General features: G+C 63.0%; 11 protein-coding genes and 1 tRNA gene. 4 read left to right on the forward strand and 8 right to left on the reverse strand.

Going from position 1 to position 20,074, the window contains the following annotated elements:
• Positions 1 to 244: 244 nt before the first annotated feature.
• Positions 245 to 1,423, forward strand: a complete 1,179-nt coding sequence (locus JQ46_RS01020) for an IS256-like element IS3507 family transposase (protein WP_034984675.1) — start codon at positions 245 to 247, stop codon at positions 1,421 to 1,423.
• Positions 1,424 to 1,535: 112 nt separating this feature from the next.
• Here JQ46_RS01020 and JQ46_RS01025 read toward each other — a convergent pair.
• A tRNA-Met gene (locus tag JQ46_RS01025) sits at positions 1,536 to 1,609 on the reverse strand.
• A 96-nt stretch (positions 1,610 to 1,705) separates the two neighbouring features.
• A complete protein-coding gene (locus JQ46_RS01030; protein WP_034984676.1) occupies positions 1,706 to 4,771 on the reverse strand; it encodes a UPF0182 family protein in 3,066 nt (1,021 codons plus the stop codon).
• Positions 4,772 to 4,902: 131 nt separating this feature from the next.
• On the opposite strand from JQ46_RS01030, the gene JQ46_RS01035 reads away from it, so the two are divergent.
• Positions 4,903 to 5,463, forward strand: a complete 561-nt coding sequence (locus JQ46_RS01035; RefSeq protein ID WP_034984679.1) for a PPA1309 family protein — start codon at positions 4,903 to 4,905, stop codon at positions 5,461 to 5,463.
• 24 nt (positions 5,464 to 5,487) lie between these two features.
• Here the strand turns inward: JQ46_RS01035 and JQ46_RS01040 are convergent, their stop codons facing one another.
• Complete coding sequence (locus JQ46_RS01040; RefSeq protein ID WP_034984681.1) at positions 5,488 to 6,567, reverse strand: YlbL family protein; 1,080 nt, start codon at positions 6,565 to 6,567, stop codon at positions 5,488 to 5,490.
• A gap of 144 nt (positions 6,568 to 6,711) precedes the next feature.
• Here JQ46_RS01040 and JQ46_RS01045 point away from each other — a divergent pair, with 144 nt between their 5' ends.
• Entirely contained in the window at positions 6,712 to 8,202 is a 1,491-nt protein-coding gene (locus JQ46_RS01045; RefSeq protein WP_034984682.1) for a zinc-dependent metalloprotease, read from the forward strand.
• Here the strand turns inward: JQ46_RS01045 and JQ46_RS01050 are convergent, their stop codons facing one another.
• Positions 8,203 to 8,793 carry a M48 family metallopeptidase gene (locus JQ46_RS01050; protein ID WP_034984684.1) on the reverse strand — a complete coding sequence of 197 codons (591 nt, stop codon included), beginning with the start codon at positions 8,791 to 8,793 and terminating at the stop codon, positions 8,203 to 8,205.
• A 130-nt stretch (positions 8,794 to 8,923) separates the two neighbouring features.
• On the opposite strand from JQ46_RS01050, the gene JQ46_RS01055 reads away from it, so the two are divergent.
• Positions 8,924 to 9,805: a hypothetical protein gene (locus JQ46_RS01055; protein ID WP_034984685.1), complete on the forward strand. Its 882-nt coding sequence runs from the start codon at positions 8,924 to 8,926 to the stop codon at positions 9,803 to 9,805.
• Here JQ46_RS01055 and JQ46_RS01060 read toward each other — a convergent pair whose 3' ends face one another.
• From JQ46_RS01060 to JQ46_RS01075, 4 genes are read right to left on the reverse strand one after another with little or no spacing between them, the layout of a single operon-like run.
• Positions 9,806 to 11,896 (reverse strand): ATP-dependent DNA helicase UvrD2, encoded by a 2,091-nt coding sequence (locus JQ46_RS01060; RefSeq protein WP_034984687.1) that lies wholly within the window; start codon positions 11,894 to 11,896, stop codon positions 9,806 to 9,808.
• Positions 11,897 to 11,907: 11 nt separating this feature from the next.
• On the reverse strand, positions 11,908 to 12,990 hold the full coding sequence (locus JQ46_RS01065; RefSeq protein WP_034984689.1) for a potassium channel family protein: 1,083 nt from the start codon (positions 12,988 to 12,990) through the stop codon (positions 11,908 to 11,910).
• Between the two features lie 13 nt (positions 12,991 to 13,003).
• Entirely contained in the window at positions 13,004 to 16,642 is a 3,639-nt protein-coding gene (locus JQ46_RS01070) for a UvrD-helicase domain-containing protein (RefSeq protein WP_034984693.1), read from the reverse strand.
• Positions 16,643 to 20,023 (reverse strand): ATP-dependent DNA helicase, encoded by a 3,381-nt coding sequence (locus JQ46_RS01075; RefSeq protein ID WP_034984695.1) that lies wholly within the window; start codon positions 20,021 to 20,023, stop codon positions 16,643 to 16,645.
• Between the last annotated feature and the right edge of the window lie 51 nt (positions 20,024 to 20,074).

Genomic DNA, 20,074 nt, shown 5'->3' on the forward strand with positions numbered 1-20,074 from the left:
TGAGTGCGCTTGTAAACCTGCAGAGCTATGCGTCGCTGCTCCTTGGTGTATGAGCGGTTCATGATGGAATCCTCCAAGATTCCGTCCGCATCCCCGAAAGTGTGTCTGGATTCGGTGATTTGTAGTGGTTGACCTCTAGGTTTCAGGAAAATATATGCTCCAGGAGCATATATCTGGCTCCGGGACGGTAAATCCACGGTGTGGCAGCAGTGATGTGCTACATGCGGCGTGGTGTGGTGTCGCAATGTCAAAGAACCAACCACGCTGCCACTGCGGCGGTGAGATGAAACGCAACGGCACCACCAGCAAAGGAACTACCAGGTGGCGATGCAAACACTGCGGCGCGTCGAGTGTGAAGCGCCGGATCGACATCACCAATTCCACGGGTTTTACCGCCTTCATTGACCATCTCACCACCGGCGCCAGCCTCGATACCATTGCCAGCCGTGTGGGATGCTCGCCGCGCACACTGCAACGCCGCTTCGAACCCTTCTGGCTCGTTGACGTACCCGATCCAACCATCGGACACATCGGGCGGGTCTACGACCAGGTGTTTCTAGACGGCACATATACCGCCGGCGGCTGTTTGATCATTGCCGCCACTATCGACCATGTCATCGCCTGGCACTGGTGCAAACACGAAACCACGCGCGACTACCAACGACTTCTCGAGCGCATCGAAGCCCCACTTATCGCCGTTATCGATGGCGGCCAGGGAGCGTTTAGCGCGATCAAAAAGTGCTGGCCCACCACGAAAATCCAGCGTTGCCTCGTGCACGCCCAACGCGTGGTACGCCGCTACACCACCTCACGTCCCCGCACTGATGCTGGGCGCACCATCTACCGACTGGCGCTGAAACTGACCCGGATCACCACCCTGGACCAAGCAGCAGCATGGGGTGCGCAACTGCACGAATTCTCCACGATCTACCGTTCCTGGATGGACGAGAAAACCACGGTCAAAGACCCTAAAACAGGTACATGGACCCGCACGTGGACACATCACAACGTGCGTAAGGCCTACAACAGCCTCAACCACCTCTGGCGCTCCGACCTGCTGTTTGTCTACCTCACCCCACCAGAAGGTGTGCTGGAGAAAAACCGGATTAAATCCACCACCAACAGCCTTGAAGGCGGCATCAACTCCCAGATCAAACTACTTGCCAGAACACACCGCGGAAGATCAGGCGAACGACAACGCCGGATGCTGGATTGGTGGCTCTACTTAAAAACCGAACTGCCCGACGATCCAGCACGAATCGCCAGGCAGTCCAACTGGGGCCAGGACCAACTCGCCAAAGTTTCCACCCTGACCCAACACGAGAACCAAGCCGACCACGAAACAGGACGACCAGCCCTCTACGACAACGCTATCGACACCGACTACACCCACTCAATCGGCATCCAGAAAGGCCAAATCTAACCCCCGCGCGACACGCCGAGCCAGACACACATTTTGTCGTTTAACCCGGACTAGGCCTTCTCAACGAGAAAATCCCCTCGCCGGTATCTAAACCAACGAGGGGATCAATTTGTAGCGGGGGCAGGATTCGAACCTACGACCTCTGGGTTATGAGCCCAGCGAGCTACCGAGCTGCTCCACCCCGCGACGAGTGCTGTACGCCATCGCGTCAGCGACTCCCCTACTGTAACGCAGAGCTTGGATAAAGTGAAATCGCCTGGTCATAGGCGATTTCACCAGAGACTAGCGCTCAGTCTGCAGGTCCTGCACTGCCTTATCCAGCTCGTCCAGCGCCTTACCGAACTCCTCGAAGGTGCCGGACTCGCGGGTCTTGTTCACCTTGTCCATCGCATCGCGCACGCGCTGCTCCGGAGCCGTATCGGTACCCTTGTCGTCGGACTTGCCGGCAGCGCCCTTCGCATCCGAGCTCTGCTCGTCCTTGGACTTGTCTGTGTCCTTGTCTGCACCCTTGGCCTTATCGCCCTTATCACCCTTGGCCCCATCCTTAGTCGGATCAACGACCGAACCGTCAATCTCCTGGATGTCAGTAGTGGAGGACGTCTTGATCCCTACCTGGTCCAGGGCCTCAGCAATGGTCGGGGCATAGCCCACCTGGCCGTTGTAGCTCACCAGCACGCGCAGCAGCTTCGGGAAGGCCGAATCCTGCCCACTGCGCTGCGAGTACACCGGCTCGACGTACAGGATCTGTCCGTCGCCCACCGGCAGCGTCAGCAGGTTACCGTTCGTCAGGTCGTTCGTGCCCTTTAGCAGGGTACGCTCGCGGGCGATCTCGTCGGAGGACATCATCGTGTCCTGCGCCTGGTTCGGGCCCAGCGTCTGCGTGCCCGTCGGCAACACTCGCACGTTGATTTGTCCGTAGTTATCCGGGTCGGAGCCCACGGACATGTGCGCCGCCAGGAACTCACGGCGCAGGCCACGGAACGGGGTAATCAGCTGGAACGACGGCTTGTTGGTCTCCGGGTCAGCCGCCACCACGTAGTACGGCGGCTGCGCATTATCTTGGCGGTCCTGCGGTGCCGTCGGATCCGTCGGCACGGACCAGAAAGAGTCGTTCTGGAAGAATACGCCCGGGTCGGAGACGTGGTACTTGGCGATGAGCTCGCGCTGCACCTTGAACATATCCTCCGGGTAGCGCAGGTGATCCTCCAGCTCCTTGCTGATCTCGGAGCGCGGCTTCACCACGTCCGGGAACGCGCCCCGCCACGCCTTCAGCACCGGGTCCGATTCATCGAAGGCGTACAGATCCACGCTACCGTCGTAGGCATCGACCACGGCCTTCACGGAATTGCGAATGTAGCCAACCTCATTGTCGACGACCTGGGTTTCACTAACGCCGTCGGGATTAAGGGCGTCCGCAGTAGAATCAGTGAGCCCAATCCGCTCGGAGTAGGGCAGGTTATTCAACGTCGTGTAACCGTCAACGACCCACTTCACACGGCCGTCAATAACGATCGGATAGGTCTTGGAATCCGTGGTCAGCCACGGAGCAACCTTGTGCACACGCTCGCGGGGGTCGCGCTCGTAAAGAATCTTCGAGCCCTCACCAATACGGTCCGTCAGCAACATGTTCATCGACTCGAAGTGGGCCGAGAACATTAGGCGGTTGAAGTAGTTAGAGACATCCACACCACCGGTGCCGGTGTAGGTGTAATTGGATGCGTCGGTATCGTACTCCAACGGTTCACCCTCGGAATTGCCGACGATCGCGTAGTCAGAGTTGTTCTGGTTCGACGAAGCAATAACCGGACCGAAGTAGATGCGCGGCTGCTTAATATCCAGTTCCAGCTCGCCGCCCTGCTTACCGGACTGCATCGACTGCAGATCCGCGACCGTGTAGACCGGGTAGCCACCGCGGGCAGAGCCGACGTCGCGGGCGACCTCATCCACCTTGCGGGCTGGGGCTGCTACAAAGCCGTTGCCGTGGGTGTAGACCGTGTGGCGGTTGATCCAGTCGTTCTGGTTGCCGTCCAGGGTGTTCGGGTTCAGCTCGCGGGCGGCAACTACAAAGTCGCGCATCTTGCCGTCCACCTCGTAGCGATCGATCGCCAGCTCGTCCGGGAACCCGTAGAAGTTACGCAGCTGCTGTTGCTGGGTGAACGTCGGGCTCAGCACCTCCGGGTCCAGCAGGCGCACGTTAGAGAGGGTGGCGGAGTCGTCCGCAACGGCCTTCTTCTGCTCCTTCGAGGCCGCATCTCCAGCAGCACCCCAGTCACGGTCGTAGGTGACCTTGTCGTCACCAATGCCGTAGGCGTACCGGGTAGCCTCGATGTTGCGGGCGATGTACTCGCGCTCCTTCTCCGCACGGTTCGGGTTGACGGAGAACTGCTCCAGCATCGCAGGCCACGCCAGCCCCACGGTCAGCGAAGAACCCACCATCAACGCCACCGCCAGCGCCGGGATGCGCAGGTCGCGGAGAACAATCGTTATGAAGAACATGGCTGCCACGAAGATCGAGATCACCAGCAGCACAATCTGTGCAGGCAGTACAGCGTTGACGTCCGTGTAGGAGGCACCCGTGAAGGTTTCGTGCGAACGGGTAAGCAACCCGTAGCGGTCGAACCAGTAGCCGACTGCCTTAAGCAACATCCATGCACCGGCAATGACCGCCAGCTGACGGCGGGCATTCGTAGAGATAGAGGCTTTCTCCCCCACCCGCGGGTTACCCGTCGTGATGGATCCCAGCAGGTAGTGGCCAATGCCGTTGATCACAAAGGCCAGGATCAGCAGCACGCTGAAGGTGGAGACCAGCATCTGCAGGAAAGGCAGATTAAAGGCGTAAAAACCCAAGTCCTTGTCGAACTGCGGATCGTGCACGCCAAAGTTCGACCCGTTCAGGAATAACAGCACCGAACGCCAGTTGGATTGCACGATCATGCCGGTGATCACACCCACGAACAGCGGAATGCCCACCAGGAAGGGGCGCATGTTGCGGCGGATCAGCGGTCGGTACTCAGCCAGGGGCGAGGAGGTTCCCAGGGATTCGATCTCGTCCGGCCGCGCCCGGTAAGCCAGATACGCGGCCAGCCAGGAGATCAGTGCACCGATCAGTCCAAAGACTGCGAAGAGCACCAGTCGAGTCACAATCACATTCATGAACACACCCTGGTAATCCACGCTGCGGAACCAGGCGAAGTCGGTGTACGTGCTCACCACCACCGGCACGATGAAGATCATGATGGCGATGGCTGCCACCAGGATCCCCAGGAATTTCGAGCGCCTGCTCGACCCTGGGGTGGACGGGAACGGCTGCTTCGGGCGACCCGAAGACGGTGGCGTGGGCGTGCTCAAGGCTTAAATACTCTCCTGCTAATCGCACCTGTGGGTATCGCTGATCGCGATGTTTCTACCAGGATACGTACAATTCTTAAAGCCTCATAACAAACCCCAACCCATCCCCCAACGAAAGAAAGGCATCACGAATGACCTCTCCCGATTCCTCCCCGAACGTCGATCTGCAGGACGAGCGCGTGCTCAACGCAGCTCTGCGCGAGGCCGTGGACTTCGTGCAGGCCGAGGGCTGGGATCAACCGGCCACCCTTTTTGCCCTGGTTCCGGCCTCGCTAATCGCCGATGCCGCGCCCCAGGCCTTCGACGACGATGCCCCGGCCAACCCATTGGCCCTGGTGGTGCAGGAGGACATCCCGGAGCATATCCGCCCTGGCAGTGAGGAACTTGGCCAGTTCCTCGCCACCATCCGCTGGCCCGCCCCCGTCGTCGGGGCGATCCTCGCCCAGGAGATCACCTTCTCCAACGCCGCGTCCGGTGCGGACCCTGCCCCGCGCCAGGCTCGTTTGTTCAGCGGAATTCTTTGTGACGCCGACTTTTCCGGCCCCGAGCGTTCCCTTATCCAGCTCCGCCCCAGCGAGGAGGAGCTTGCGGAAGATCCCTTCGGCCAGGACAAGGTGCAGCTGCTCGGCGGGGACGACATCGCCCCCGGCGTAATTCACACCCTGCGCGCCACCTTCGAGGCTGATGAATAGGCCCTACCTGTAAACGCTACTTGGCTACTTGCAGGTATCGGCCTGCTTGCCGTCGTTGTAATCCTGAAGGTCCTTGATCGCATCGTCGAGCGTATCGACTTTCAGCAGGGTGATCCCCTCCGGCGGCTCGTGGACCGCTTCGGCGCAGTTCTGCGCCGGCACTAGGAACACCTCTGCACCGGCTCCCTTGGCAGCGGCGATCTTGTGAGTGATGCCACCAATCGGGCCGACCTTGCCTGCGGCGTCAATAGTTCCGGTGCCGGCGACGAACTTCCCACCTGTCAGTTCCTCGGGCGTCAGCTTGTCGACGACCGCCATAGAGAACATCAGTCCGGCGGACGGGCCGCCGATGTCGGTCAGGTTGTACTCCACCTTGATGTCACCGCCCGGCTGAGCAACGGCCGTCACGCCGAGGAAGGCAGTGTCCTTCGGATGGTCGCCACGCACCTCCTCCGGTAGTTCGGCGAGCTTGACCTTGATGTCCTTGTCCTTCTCCTGGCGCTTGACGGTGACGGTGACCTCATCACCCGGCTTGTAGCCCTTGATTTTGTCGGACAGTTCGCTGGGCAGCGTGATCTTCTCCCCATCGACCTTGGTGATGATGTCGTTGACCTCGATCTTGCCCTGTGCGGGGGAATCCTCGGAGATCTCCAGCGCCATGGTCTCCAGGGGCTTGTCCAGGTGGTTCATCGCCGAAATCGTGGCGTTGGACTCCGAATTGGCGAAAGCGGCGGCATTCTGGCGCTGTACTTCCTCCGAAGACTTGCCTGAGGGGAATACATGCTCAATCGGCACCAGGGTGTCGTCCGTGGAGATCCAGCGCTTCAAGGCCTGTGGCAACGTCATGCTCGTGCGGACGGACACGGTGGTCATGTTGAGGTTTCCGCTGGTTGGGTGAGTCTTCGCGCCACTGATATCTACGACCTCCTGGCCATCGATCTCGCCCAGAGTATTGAACGTCGGCCCGTTCCCCTCGGCTGCATAGGGGACGGTCAAGTCAATGTTGGTGCCGGGGATCGACGGCAGTCCAAGGAGGGAAAAGATCGCCACGACGGGCACTGCGCCCACGACGATGGTGCGATTTCGCCTGTTCCAGAATTTCACCCGCCCAACTTTACATGCTTCACCGGCCCGGTTTGCCCACCCCGGCACAGGCCGAACCCTGTTCGCTCTCAGCACACGCAAATAGGCGCCTTTGCGGCCTTTCGAGGTCGTTTTCACCCTGCAACAGTCGGTACGGTGGGGTACATGAGTAAATTCGGTTTTGGCTTCCACGGCCCGCACGATTCCGATGACGACCGCGACAAAGACGGCGATAAAGACGGCGACAACAACCGCGACGAAAACGGGAACCAGAACAACCCGTTCGGCTTCTTCTTCGGCGGCCCCATGGGCGGCGGCGCCGGCGGTATGAACGGCGGCGCGGGCAACATGGGGGCAGGCAACCTGGGCGACATCCTGAACCAGTTTGGTTCCATGCTCTCCGGATTCGGTACAGACATGAACAGTGCCGAGGGCCGGGGGCCGGTCAACTACGGGCTGGCCAAGCGCACCGCGCGCCAGCGGATCGCCGCCACTAACAAGGACACCCGCCCCAGCCAGAACGACTCGCAGGCGGTAGCCGATTCCGTTCGTCTGGCCGAGCTGTGGCTGGACGAGGCCACCAACCTGCCCGCGGGCGCCTCCGGCTCCGTGGCCTTCGGCCCGGCGCAGTGGCTGGACGAAACCTTCGAAACGTGGAAGCGCGTGGTCACTCCCCTGGCCGACAAGCTCGGCGACGCTGCCCTGGGTGGCGTGCCGGAGGAAATGCGCAGCCAGCTCGGCCCGCTGGCGGGAATGATGAAGCAAATCAACGCCATGAACTTCGGCGCCCAGTTGGGCAACACCCTGGGCGCGATGGCCACCGACGTGGTGCTTTCCACCCAGTGGGGCGTGCCGCTGGCCGAGGGCGATACCGCCGCCATCGCAACCGAACACCTGGATTCCATGGCCAAGAAGTTGGGCTGCGAGCCCCGCGAGGCACTGATCTACCTGGCCGCCCGCGAGGCCGCGCATCTGCGCCTGTTCAAGCACGTCCCGTGGCTGGTGGAGCGCCTCATCCTGGACGTCGAGGAGTTCGCCGCCGGCCTGTCGCTGGACTACTCCGCCATTGAGGAAGCCACCCGGGAGATCACCCCGGAATCCATGAACGATCCGGCGAAGATGCAGGAGATGATGGAGCGGATGCAGGGCCAGGATCTCTCCCCCCAGGTCGTCTCCACCAACGCCCATGCCCGCGAACGCCTGGAAACCAGCCTGTCGCTCATCGAGGGCTGGGTGGATTATGTCGTGGGCTCCGCCTTGAATTCGCGCATCCCCGGCGCGGCCATGATCGGTGCGGCCTGGTCCGAGTTCCGCAACAACGGCTCCCCCGCCATGGATGCGCTGACTAAGGCCGTCGGAATCAGCTTCACTGCTCCGAAGGCAAACGAGGCAGCCGAGCTGTGGCGCAAGCTGGATGATGCGGTGGGCGTCACTAAGCGCGACGGCGTGTGGGACCACCCCGACTTCCTTCCCGTGGCCTCCGACCTGGACAACCCGGCGGCCTTCATCAGCAGCGTGGCTTTCGACGAGGACGAGATGGAGGACTTCAACCCCATCAGCGAGATCGAGAAGCTGGAGCGGGAGCTCAACGAAAATCGCGGCGACGAAGACGGCGAAGACGGCGCCGGCGAGAACGACGACAGCGACAAAGAGTAGCTAGCCGCGCATCCCCCAGCGCTTAAAAGCCTCCAGGTAGCCCTGCGCCTTCTCCAGCTCCGGGGTGCGCGCCTCCCATTTACGAAACTCCGGGCCGTGATTCGGCACGAACGTGTGGATCAGCTCGTGGATAATCACCGCATCCAGCACGTAGCCGGGCACTTCCTGCAACTGGTGGGCGATCCGGATGCGCTTGGACTGCACCGAGCAGCTGCCCCAGCGCGTGTTCATGTTCGTGACGAACTTGATCTCCCCGATTGTCGCCCGGCCGCCGAGGTACTTGTCGTTGAGCTGCACCGCCCGCGCTGCTAACTCCTTGTTGCCCATTGTTTGACGCCGACTCTTCAGCGCCTTACCCACCAGCTCTACGCTGATTCTGCGCAGCTCGGCCTCTCCGATGGCCGCGGGCGACATGACCAAGAACCCATCGCCTTCTTCCCGCACCGCAACTGTCTTCTTGCGCCGGGTGGACAGGCGGATGGTGATGGGCGGAACCGTGGAGTCTGACCCCAGGTGGGTCGCAAGATCCTCCTGCACCTCGCGGGCCAACCGCTGCGGGTCGATCGCCTGGGAGCGGAAGGAGGGGGCCATCGGAACAACCTTTCCACCAGCGAGGACGATGCTGCGCTGCTAGGGTGAAAGGCGACTGCACAGCGCGCATGGGGAGCGCAGGCTGTCGCACTGGGGATCTAAGGTGACAGGGGTTTAGGGGAATGCAATCATGCTAGAGCTTAACTTGCCGTCGAGCACAGCCATCCTGGCCAGGCCGACGATCGGCCTGCAGTTCGGGGTGCTGCCGCACGAATCGATGATCCTGCCGCTGCCGAAAAGCGTGAACCCTGGCCAGGTGGCACACGTGTTCGCCCTGGCCCGCGTGGGAATCGGTTTCGACGAACTGCACCAGAAGCTGGGCTACTGCGGGCTGGAATCTGAGGATGCGCGGTTGATGCTCTCCGAGATGATGCAAGCCAGGATCCTGCGGCCTTCCCAGGGGAACGTGGACTTCCACGTCCTGGCCTCCGGCGTGGCCAGCGAGCGGCTGGAACCCGTGCTGGAGGCGCTGGGCTTAAGCTACCGCATCACCTCCACCCCCAGCGAGGCTCGACGTTCGCTGATAGCCCTCCCCGGCGCGGTGTTCCCCACCCCGGACGTGCAGCACGCACTGATGGTCAACCGCGTGGCCCACTACCCCGCGGGCATCGTGGACGGGAAAACCGTGCTGGGGCCGCTGGTGGTCCCGGGTGTTACTCCGTGTCTGGCCTGTATGGATAGCTACTACGGGAAGATTGACGATGGCTGGCGCGGAGTTCGACTGCAGGCCACGGGTAGGCCCGGCAGCACGGAGCGGCACCTCATCCAGGCAGCCTCCACGCAGCTGGCGATGATGCTGAACGAACATGTGCTGCCCTGGTGGCGGGCACACAAGGACTTCATCCGCACACGCCGGATGGCGCGGCTCCAGCAGGAGCCCCCGCCGGAGGAGCCGGAGATCCCGGAAGTCCTGAAGCAACGGCGGCTGGTGGACTTTGCCACCGGGGCCGTGCAGACCTATCAGGTGCCCTTCAACGACAGCTGTCTATCCTGCCGGGCGGTGCGGGTCTAGCTAGGCATAGTTGCTGACGATCGCCAGCACGTCCTCACCGAACTCCTGGACCTTCACCGGGCCTATGCCCGGCACAGCCAACAACTGGTCAGACGTGGTGGGCAGCTTCTCGGCGATGGCGCGCAACGTGGCGTCGGTAAAAATGACATACGCCGGCACCGCCTTGTCTTTCGCCTGGGCAATACGCCAATCGCGCAGCTCAGTGAGCAAAAGGTGGTCGGTTTCGGGGGCGTGCTGGCCGCAGCGGCCGAGGATCTTCAGTTCGGGGCTGCCCAGGCGAGCGCCGCAGACGACGCAGGCGTTCTTCGGCGCGCCAAGCCTCTCGCGGGAGCCTCCGCTGCCAGAGCGGCGCTGGGCGGCGGCTGCTTCCTCCTGCGGAACCAGCCCATCGAGGAAGCGGGTGCGGTGGCGGTTCGCCTTCGACCCCTCTTGGCGCGCGAGCGACCAGCTGAGATGCAGGTGCTCGCGGGCGCGGGTGATGCCGACATAGAACAGGCGGCGCTCCTCCTCGATGGCCTCCTCCGCGCCTGCCCCCTTGAGCGCATGGCGGATCGGCAGGGTGCCTTCGTTCAGGCCGACGAGGAACACCGCGTCCCACTCCAGGCCCTTGGCGGCGTGGATGCTGGCGAGAGTGACCCCCTGGAACTTCGGCGGGTTCTTCGCGCTCATGCGCTCCTTCAGCAGCGCCACCACACCCGGCATGCTTAAGGGCTCGGCGGCGCTGGAGGTGATCTCCTTCACCAGATCGAACAGCGCCTGCAGGGACTGCCAGCGGGCGCGTTCCTGCGAGCCGGAGGGTTCGGTGGTAGTCAGGCCGACGGGGACGAGGGCGGCGCGGACAGCATCGGGCACGTCCTCCGGGGCTGGGTCGTACTTCTTCGCCGCGGCGATGATGGCATTCATACCCTCGCGGATTTCGGTGCGTTTGAAGAAGCCCTCGCCGCCCTTGACCTGGTAGCCGATTCCGGCCTGCTCCAGCTCGTATTCGTAGTTCGCCGACTGCGAGTTGATGCGGTACAGGATCGCGATGTTCGCAGGTTCCACGCCCTTGCTGATGAGCGACTGGATTTCCTTAACCACCGCCACGGCTTCGGCGGGCTCGTCCGGGTACTCGTGGAACTGCGGGAGCGGACCTGCGGGGCGCTGGCCTTCCAACTTCAGGCGAGTGCCCGCCACACGCCCCTTCGCCTTGCCAATGACGTTGTTCGCCAGGTCCACGACCTGCGGGGTGGAGCGGTAGTCGCGGTACAGGCGCACGGTGGTGGATTCCGGGTACTTGGTGGTGAAGTCCAGTAGGTACTCCGGGGTGGCGCCGTTGAAGCTGTAGATCGTCTGGTTGGCATCGCCCACCACAGTCAGGTCGTCGCGGTCGCCCACCCAGGCGTCCAGAACCCGCTGCTGCAGGGGCGTGACGTCCTGGTACTCGTCGACGACGAAGGTGCGGTAGCGGGAGCGGAACTCGTCTGCGATACCCGTGTTGGATTCGATGGCTGCCGCCATGTGCAGCAGCAGGTCGTCAAAGTCTAACAGCATGCCCTCTGGCGTGGCCTTCATGCTCTCGTAGCCCTGGAAAACCTTGACGAATGCCTTGGGATCCACTGGGCAGTCGCGGCGCCGGGGCTCGACGTATTCCGGGTAGTCTTCCGCGCTGATCAGGGAGGATTTCGCCCATTCGATCTCCCCGATCAGGTCGGCCAGCATCGTGGTGCTGGTTTCCACTCCCACGGCCCGGGCGGCGCGGGAGACGATGCGGAACTTGTTGTCCAGCAACGTCCACGGCAGGTCGCCCGCGTAGGCGGGCCAGAAGTATTTCAGCTGTCGCATCGCCGCAGCGTGGAAGGTCTTGGCCTGTACCTTGGGGATGTTCATGAGCGCCAGGCGCTCGCGCAGCTCCGCGGCGGCGCGGGCGGTGAAGGTGACGGCCAGAACGTGGTCGGGGTTTACAAACCCGCCGTCCACGAGGTGGGCAATGCGGTGGGTAATGGTGCGGGTCTTACCGGTACCGGCGCCGGCGATGATGCTGACCGGCCCGCGTGGGGCCGAGGCAGCTCTTGCCTGTTCCGGATCCAGTCCGTCCAGCAGGGAGCTCACTTAAAGCACCCCTACTTCGCGCCGAGGATGTCGTCGGCTCCTGGGTTAGAGCGCACGTACAGCACGCGGTCGCCCGGTTCGATCGTCTCCGCCTCGGAGGAATCGATGCGGTACAGCTCGCCGGAGCGCACCACACCCAGCACGACGTCTTCCAGCACGCGCGGGTTGCCGCCGACTTCCTCTTCGCTGACCAGTCGCTCGGCGATGGAGAAGCCTTCGTCTGGGGACAGCAGATCCTCCATCATTTCCGTCACCGACGGGGTGACGGTCGCCAGACCCATCAGGCGGCCCGCTGTTTCGGAGGAAATCACCACGGAGTCCGCGCCGGACTGGCGGAGCAGGTGCGAGTTATCGGATTCGCGCACGCTGGCGACGATGGTTGCGGCCGGGGCGATCTCGCGTACCGACAGAGTGATCAGCACGGCGGTATCGTCCTGGTTCGGCGCCACAACGACGGCGCGGGCACGATTAACGCCGGCGAGCTTCAGCACGTCGGACCGGGTGGCGGAGCCCTGCACGGTCACCAGTCCTTGTGCGGAGGCCTGGTCCAGCACCTCGCGGTCCGTATCCACAACCACGATCTGCGAGGGCGACACGCCGTCGGCCAAGAGTGCTGCGATGGCGGAGCGCCCCTTGGTGCCATAGCCGATGACGATGGTGTGGTTGCGCATTTTCTTCCTCCAGCGGCGAATGTTGAAAGTCTTGCGGGACTCTTCGGTAAGGACGGACAGCGTAGTACCGACCAGCAGGATCAGGAAGATCAGACGGGCCGGGGTAATGATGAGGATGTTGACGAGCCGCGCATTTTGCGTCTGCGGCGAGACATCGCCGTAGCCCGTGGTCGACAGGGATACCGACGAGTAGTACAGGGCGTCTACAAACGTTTCCATCCCCTCGTACGCATCCCGGTCAAGGTAGGCCAACACGGCGACAAGCATTATCAGCAGGAAGGCGTAGAACATTCGCCGGATGATCAGCCACCAGGGGCTTTGGATCACTGAACTCGGGATACGGACGATGTTGATTAGCGCGTGCGGCGGTAGCTCATCGACTTCATCGTCGGCGCGGAAGCGCTCGCGCAGCCGGTACTTCATCTACGTCCTCTCGTCACTGCTCGTGGTTGCCTTGGGTGGTCTTTTTGGTGACGCCCCCAAGCATCCCTTCGAGCTCGTCTGCAGACAGTAGTGTACGCGGTTCATAGGTTTCATTTGCCGCGACATAGTGGAACGCAGCCCGGACGTTCTCGGCGGGCACCTCCACCCCCAGTTTCGCACTGAGCAGTTTGGCCCAGGCGAGCCGGTAGACGGCCAGCTGCATGGCGGCTGCGTCCATGTCCGCGCCGGTGGGTTTGCGTCCGGTCTTCCAGTCCACGACGATCCAGCCGTCGGTGGGGTCAGTTCCGTCGTGGAAGACCGCATCGATTCGGCCTTCGAACACGTGGCCGCCGATGGTGACGGAGTACGCCCCTTCCACGCTCTCGGGTTGGCGGTCGGCCCACTCGGAACGTAAGAAGGCCTCCTTGAGAGTTTCAAGATATGGGTCCTCCAGGGTTGCGTCGGAAGCACCGGGGAGTTGTTCTTCGTCCAGCAGGCTGACCTGCTTGTAGCGTTCCTCCACCCAGTTGTGGAAGGCGGTGCCGCGCTTGGCATAGGGCTTCGGTTCCAACGGAATAGGCCGGCGGGCACGCAGGGCGAACTCCTGGTCGTCCTTGCGCAAGCTCACGGCTTCGGTGGCCGTCATGCGGACGTTCAGCGGAACCACCAGCTCGGCATTGTCCATTGCCGAGAACTCCTCGAGCAGCAGGTTCGTCTCGAGATCCCAGGCCTCGGCGAGGGTGGTCGGCGCTTCGCTCGCAGTGGCGCCTGGCTCGGGCTGGTGCTGTGCACGTCGGGCGTCTACTGCACGTTGCGCGGGCAGAGCCGCGATTTCCTTGCGCACCTGCTCGGCGGCTTCGGCCACACCAGGGGTCGCCATTGCGGACGCGGGACTGGGCCAGCTAGCGCCGATGGAGACGACGGCATCTCGTTCTTTGCGATCCTCTTGAAAGTCCAGGCGCTCGCCATTGAGCTGCGGGGTGGGAAGCAAATACTTGTCTTCTACAGGAAGATCCGAGTTTTCCAGCTTCTCGTCCAACTTCGAGTAGTACTTGCCCATGTCGGACCAGTGCTCCACGCAATCTATAGCGCCACTTTTCTCGAGGTGCTCGCGCAGCAGGGTCAGGCAAATGGATGGGTCGTTACCTCTGACCGTGAACGTCTTAAAGGCCGAACCGCTGACGTACAACACCCGCTCGGAACGGGTGATGGCCACGTAGAACAGGCGGTCGTTTTCCTTCGCCCGGAAGCGTTTGACCTGGAGGTTAAACTCGTCGTATGCCTTCTTGTGCTCCTCTCGGTCGTTGAGTTTTCGTTCTTCCACATGGCCCGTCGAGAACGCCGGATACGCACCCGGATAGTCACCGGCATCGCCGCGCAGACTGCTCGGCATGACCCTTGCGTTGGTGGTCCACGCGGATTCGCTCCGTGGCTGGGAGTAGTCTCCATAACGTTCGCGTGAGGCGTGCGGCACGGCGACGATGTCCCATTCCAGCCCCTTGGCCTTGTGAACGGTGAGGATCTGCACGGTGTTGTCCTTTTTCTGCACCTCTCCTGGGTCCAATCCACCTTCCTCCGATTGAGCCGCCATTAGGTACTCCGCCAATGCCTTAGGGGTGGTGGTACCGGCGCGGGAAACGTCTCGCACAATCTGTGCGAACTTATCCAGGTGGCTGGTGCCGATCGACTCCTCGGGGTGCCGATGCCAACGGGTGAGGACTTCCGTGCGGACTCCCAGCATCTTCTCGATGTCCGCCACCAGGTCCGGCAGGTTCTTGCCCAGGCTGTGGCGGCGCAAGTAACCGAGTTCCCGGCCTAGCAGTGCAAGTCGCTTCGCTCCCTCGGCCGACATGCCCATCTCCTCGGCGTCGGTCAGGTCGGCGAGCGCATCGATCAGCCCCACGGAGAACTCCGTGGCATTCGGAATAGCCTCCAGCACTGCCTCGATCAGCTCGTCGCGCACTCCAGGAGTGCGGAGCAGCTCGATGTTTTCCTGACGCTGCCGTTCCATTGCAGCGTCGTCGACGGCACCCGCTTCCCCGGCCTCGCGTTGGGCGATCTGCTCTGCCCGGCGCGTAAGAATGGCAAGGTCGGCTGCACCGATGTTCCACCGCGGGCCGGTCAAGAGGCGCAACAGCGCCACGTCATCCGTCGGATCCACCAGCACCCGCAGGGTGGCGAACACGTCCGCGACCTCGGGAATGTCCAGCAGCCCCGGCCCGGCTGTCATGTCCGCGGGCACCCCGCGCTCTACTAGTTTTTCGTAGATCGGCACTGCGTCCTTGTTCACCGTCACCAGCACAGCGGCGGAAAAGGGCTTGACCCTAGTCGGGTCGTCGGCCATCTCCAGTTTCCGTTGGTAGTCCTCCCACTGCGCCTGCAGCTTGTCGGCCAGCCAGTCGAGTTCCTGCTCCCTCTCGTCGAAGAAGGCCACCGCCGTCTCGCCTTCCGCAGCACCGGGGCGCGGGCGTAGTTCGGAGACCAGGCGCCCGGTGCTTTCGGTGCTGCGTTCCATGGACCACGTGGAGATCTTGTTGGCCATGTCCAGCACCATGGTGGGGTTGCGCCAGGAGGTTAGCAGCTGCAGCTTTTCGGCGGGCTTGCCGTTCGCATCGGGGAAATCGGTGCGGAAATTCTCTAGGTTGGAGGCCGTCGCCCCGCGGAATAGGTAGATCGACTGCATGGGGTCGCCCACCGCCATCGCGGAAAACTCACCATCGCTTTCTTTTTCGCCGCCGAACAACGACTGCAGCATTATGCGCTGGGCGTGGCCGGTGTCCTGGTACTCGTCCAGCATCACCACGCGGAAACGGCCCCGCTGGTCCTGCCCCACTATCTCGTGAGCGCGCACGAGCTGCGCTGCCTTGCTCATCTGCTGGCCGAAAGTTAGCAGATCGCGCTCCTGCAGGGTTTCGCGGAACTGCTGCACCAGCGTCAGCAGCTCGGTGCGATATTGCTGAGCCTTAAGGAACTTGGCGTTTTCTTTGGCGACTTCGCTACTGATCTTCTCCGCGGACAGTCCCTCCAGCAGCTCCTTCGCCGCCGTGCTTTCCTCCTCGACCTTTTCGATGCTGGTCAGGTGATTATCCATCTCATCCGACAGAGCGCACACGTCGGCGATCACGCTGGGAACAGTCTTTTGCGCGCTTAATGAGCCACCAGAGTTGACCACCACGTCGCGGGCCACCATCCACCGTTCTGCGTCCGTAATGAGCCGGGCGGCTGGCTCCGAGGGGATCAACAGGCCGTACTCGCGGACGATGTCTCCCGCATAGGAGTCGTAGGTCGCCACCGCCGGCGCAATGTTCTTTAGCGCCTCCCGCCGCGGATCATCTGCCGACAGTTGGTCCATGAAGGCGCTTTCCGCCAAGGTTTGCAGGCGCTGGCGGATGCGCTCGCCCAGCTCGGCCGCGGCCTTGCGGGTAAAGGTCAGGCCTAGGATCTGCTCGGGCCGGGCGTAGCCGTTGGCCACCATCCACACGGCGCGCGCCGCCATGGTTTCGGTCTTACCCGCGCCGGCGCCGGCGACGACCAGGAAGTTGCCGAACGGCCCGGCCTGGATAACGTCCGCCTGCTCGTCGGTTGGGGCGAACTTCTGCCCCATCAGCTGGGATAGCTCCTGAGGGCTGAAGATGTGTCGGTTGCTATCCATTTAAATCACCTGGTTCCCTTCGTCCTGCGCGGGGCAGATCGCCTTGAAGGCGCAATACCTACAGCCGTCATTCGGTGTGGCCAGGTATATCGGCCCCGCTGTCACCGGTGCGATCTCCATAAGTTGGTCGTGTACTCCGCTCAGTTGTTCTTCCGTCAGCTGTACCTGCTTTCTTTCGGTAATCCTCTTGGTCTGAGCCGCCGGATACACCAGCAATGCATCGCCGGGGCGGTACTTTTGCCCGCCGCCTCCCGGGTGCTCGTTCAGCGTCAGCAGGAACTGGTAAGCACTCAGCTGCGGGCTCTCCGCGGCAGTTTTCTTCGAAACTGCGTTTTTGCTGGTCTTGAAGTCGATCACCTGCGTCAGCCCGTCCTCCGGGTTCGTCACCAGCAGGTCGGCGCGCCCGCTCAGCGTCACCTCAACCCCGTCGGCAGTCTGTCCGACGCGCGCCCGTAGCGTTCGCTCGGTCTCGAGCTCTTGGCCCCTGTAGCTGGCAATGAAGTCGTGTAGCCTTTTGACGCCATCTTCCCAGCGCGCCGCCGTGTGCGCATCCTTCCACGCTGGTCCGTCCAGCACGTGCGGAAGGATTTCCCGGACGGCCAGCTGCGCCTCGTCGAGATCCATGCCCTGCACAATTTGCTCGGCGATGGCGTGAATGAAGATGCCCACGCGCATCGGCTCGGTGGATTCGCTCACCCCTCCGTTGCTGTCCAGGAAGGTGCGCAGCGCGCAGGTGCTCCAGCTCTCCAGCTTGGAAGGGCTCAATCGGATCTTGTCGCCGGCCAGCACGCGCGCGTCCGTGGAGGGTTCCGCCATTCCCCACCAATCTTCGGGATCTGCACCGTGCACCCCGGCCTGCGCCATCTTGGCCAGATTCCGTGCTGCCGCACGTCGTTCGTGGCCGGGGCGGTTAAGGTCGGTGACGGCATCGCGCAGCTCCGCCAGCAACGATTCGATGGCCAGCACGCGCGGCAAAGCGCCCGCCCCGGAGCCAGAGACCTTGCTCCCCGCTGCAGCTTGCGCCTCGTCGGTTGTAGCCAGTTCCGTGGGCTCCACACCCATCTCGGCGATGAACCTTGAGGGAACCAGCGCCTCATCGCCGGAGTTCCGCACGCAGGTCACGTGCACACTATCGGTAGCGCGGCTGAGTGCCAGCAGGAAGAGCCTGCGCTCCTCCTCGATGGCATCGTTGATGCGCGCCACCGGCACGCTCGGGTCAATCCCTCGATCCAGCAGATCCACAAGCTCCAGTTGGCCGAAAAGCCCGCCGACGGTCGGGCCGGTCGGCCACTCGCCTTCTTGCACTCCGGCGATGGCCACTACCTTCCACTGGCGCCCTGCAGCCGCGTGGGCAGGCAGAATCTCTACTGCCCCGGCGCGCACGCCGCGCTGGTCGCGCCCGCCGGTTGGCACTTTCTGGGCACGGAGGTTTTCTACAAAGCTCTGCGTCTCTGCGTGCGGGTTGCGCTCCGCGAAGTCGCCCAAAATATCAAACAGGCTCATCACTGCGTCCAGGTCCGCGTCGGCTTGCGCGCCAAGCGATCCGCCCTTCAGCGCTTGCGCACGCAGGTGCATGTCCAGCTTGGTGGCCTGCCAGATCTTCCACAGCACCATCTCCGTGCCCTGGCGGTTCTTCCACGCTTGCCGTCCGGCCTCCAAGACCGTGGACACGCGCTGGATGACCTCCTGCTCGCGGGGTCCGCAGTGGCCAAGAATCCACTGATTGTCCGGATCGTCGGGGTGATTCAGCAGCTCCGTGACGTAGTCCGCGGCCTGGAAGGGCCTGCCGTCCTCGTGGGCCCGCAACGTCTGCCCGGCCACCTGCGCGGAGCGGATGGCCAGCGCCACCGCACGGTGCACGCGGCGCACCATTACCGGGTCCGCGCCACCCACGCTGCCTTCCAGCACACTGTGCATCTCCGCCACCGTGAGGTTCCGGTAGCTCGCCTCCGCGGCCAGCAGCAACATCCGCACCAAGGGTTGTTCCGCCAGCACCACGGAGGTCGGGTCCACCTTCACCGGCACACCGTAGGCCATCAGCGTCCTGCGCACCCGCGCGATGCTGCCGGTGCCGCGCACGATCACCGCGATGTCATCCCACGCGACCTGTTGTTCGATGTGCGCGCGCCGCACCACATCCACGATCTTCAGGCGTTCCGCGGTCTCTGTCGGGGTGATCGTCACCTGCACAGAATCGACGCCTGCGGAGCTGCCATCTGCCCGCGCGCTCGAAATGGCACTGTCACTAGTACCCGCAGAGCGCAGCTCCACGCGGCTCGGCTGAGCTCCCAAGTGCCTACGGAGAGCGTTCACGGACTGGGCCGCAGGTGGCGTCAAACGATAAGAAGCGCTCAAAACCACCCGGTGGTCCGGATCCTGCGAGTAGGAGTCCAGGAAAGCCTCGTCCGCACCGCGGAAGTGGAACACGCACTGGTCCGGATCGCCTGCGATGAGGGTCCGGGTCCCCGGCACCATGAAGCTCTCGATCAGCCGGGCGGAGGCCGGGTCCAGGTTGTGCGCATCGTCGACTAGTAGCAGCTTCACCTTCTCCCGCTGCCGCTCGACCAGCTGCTCGCCCTCCGGCTTCTCAAAGGCGGCCAGGGTCGCGTGCAGTAGCTCGGAAGCGTTCAGGCTCTCCGAGCGGCTCAGGCGCTGGACCTGCTGGTATTCCTCCTGGAAGCGCCCCGCAGCCTCCCACATCGGGCGGTTGTGTTCGACCCCTAGCTGCTGCAGCTGCTGGGCTGATAGACCACGCTCGGTGGCACGCAGCAGCAAATCACGCAGCTGCTGGGCAAAGCCCGCGTAGCTCAGCGCGGGTACGACGTTGGCGGGCCAGTACCGATTACCGTCCTCCTCGGTGCCCCGCAGGATCTCGCGAATCTGCATGTCGTGTTCCGCGCCCGTAATCAACCGCGGCTGCTTCTGCCCGCGCAGAGTCTGCACGCTGCGATAGAACGCAAAAGCCCACGAGTGCACCGAACGCACAAACGTGCCGGACGCAGCGTAGTCGCCCTCACCCGCCATGCGCTGGTACAGCGCCGCGCGCACGGCCGTCGCCGCCTCCTTCGACGGCGCGAAGAACATTATTTCGGACGCCGATCCCCCCTGCAGCAGGAAGTTCCGCGCCGCGGAGATCAACAGGGACGTCTTGCCCGTGCCCGGCCCGCCGAGGATCGCATAGGGCTGCGAGTAATCCACCTGCGCCGAGCCCTCAACTAGGGCTCCGGCCAGGCCGTCGAAAACCTCCGTGGGCTGAATTCCATCCGTGGGCTGGCCCAGCCGTACCTTCGGTTTACCGCTGGCTCCGAGGCGTTTTTCGAGATCGTGGTTGGGGTTTAGGGGTGGGTTGCTGTGAGGGTTCTTAAGGCTGCCGTGGTCCATGGCTCTAAGTCTGTCATGCGCCCCGGACAGCCTCCCGACGAATACCTCTTT

The organism is Corynebacterium jeikeium, assembly GCF_000738175.1.
In the GTDB taxonomy this organism is placed as follows: Bacteria; Actinomycetota; Actinomycetes; order Mycobacteriales; family Mycobacteriaceae; genus Corynebacterium; species Corynebacterium jeikeium_C.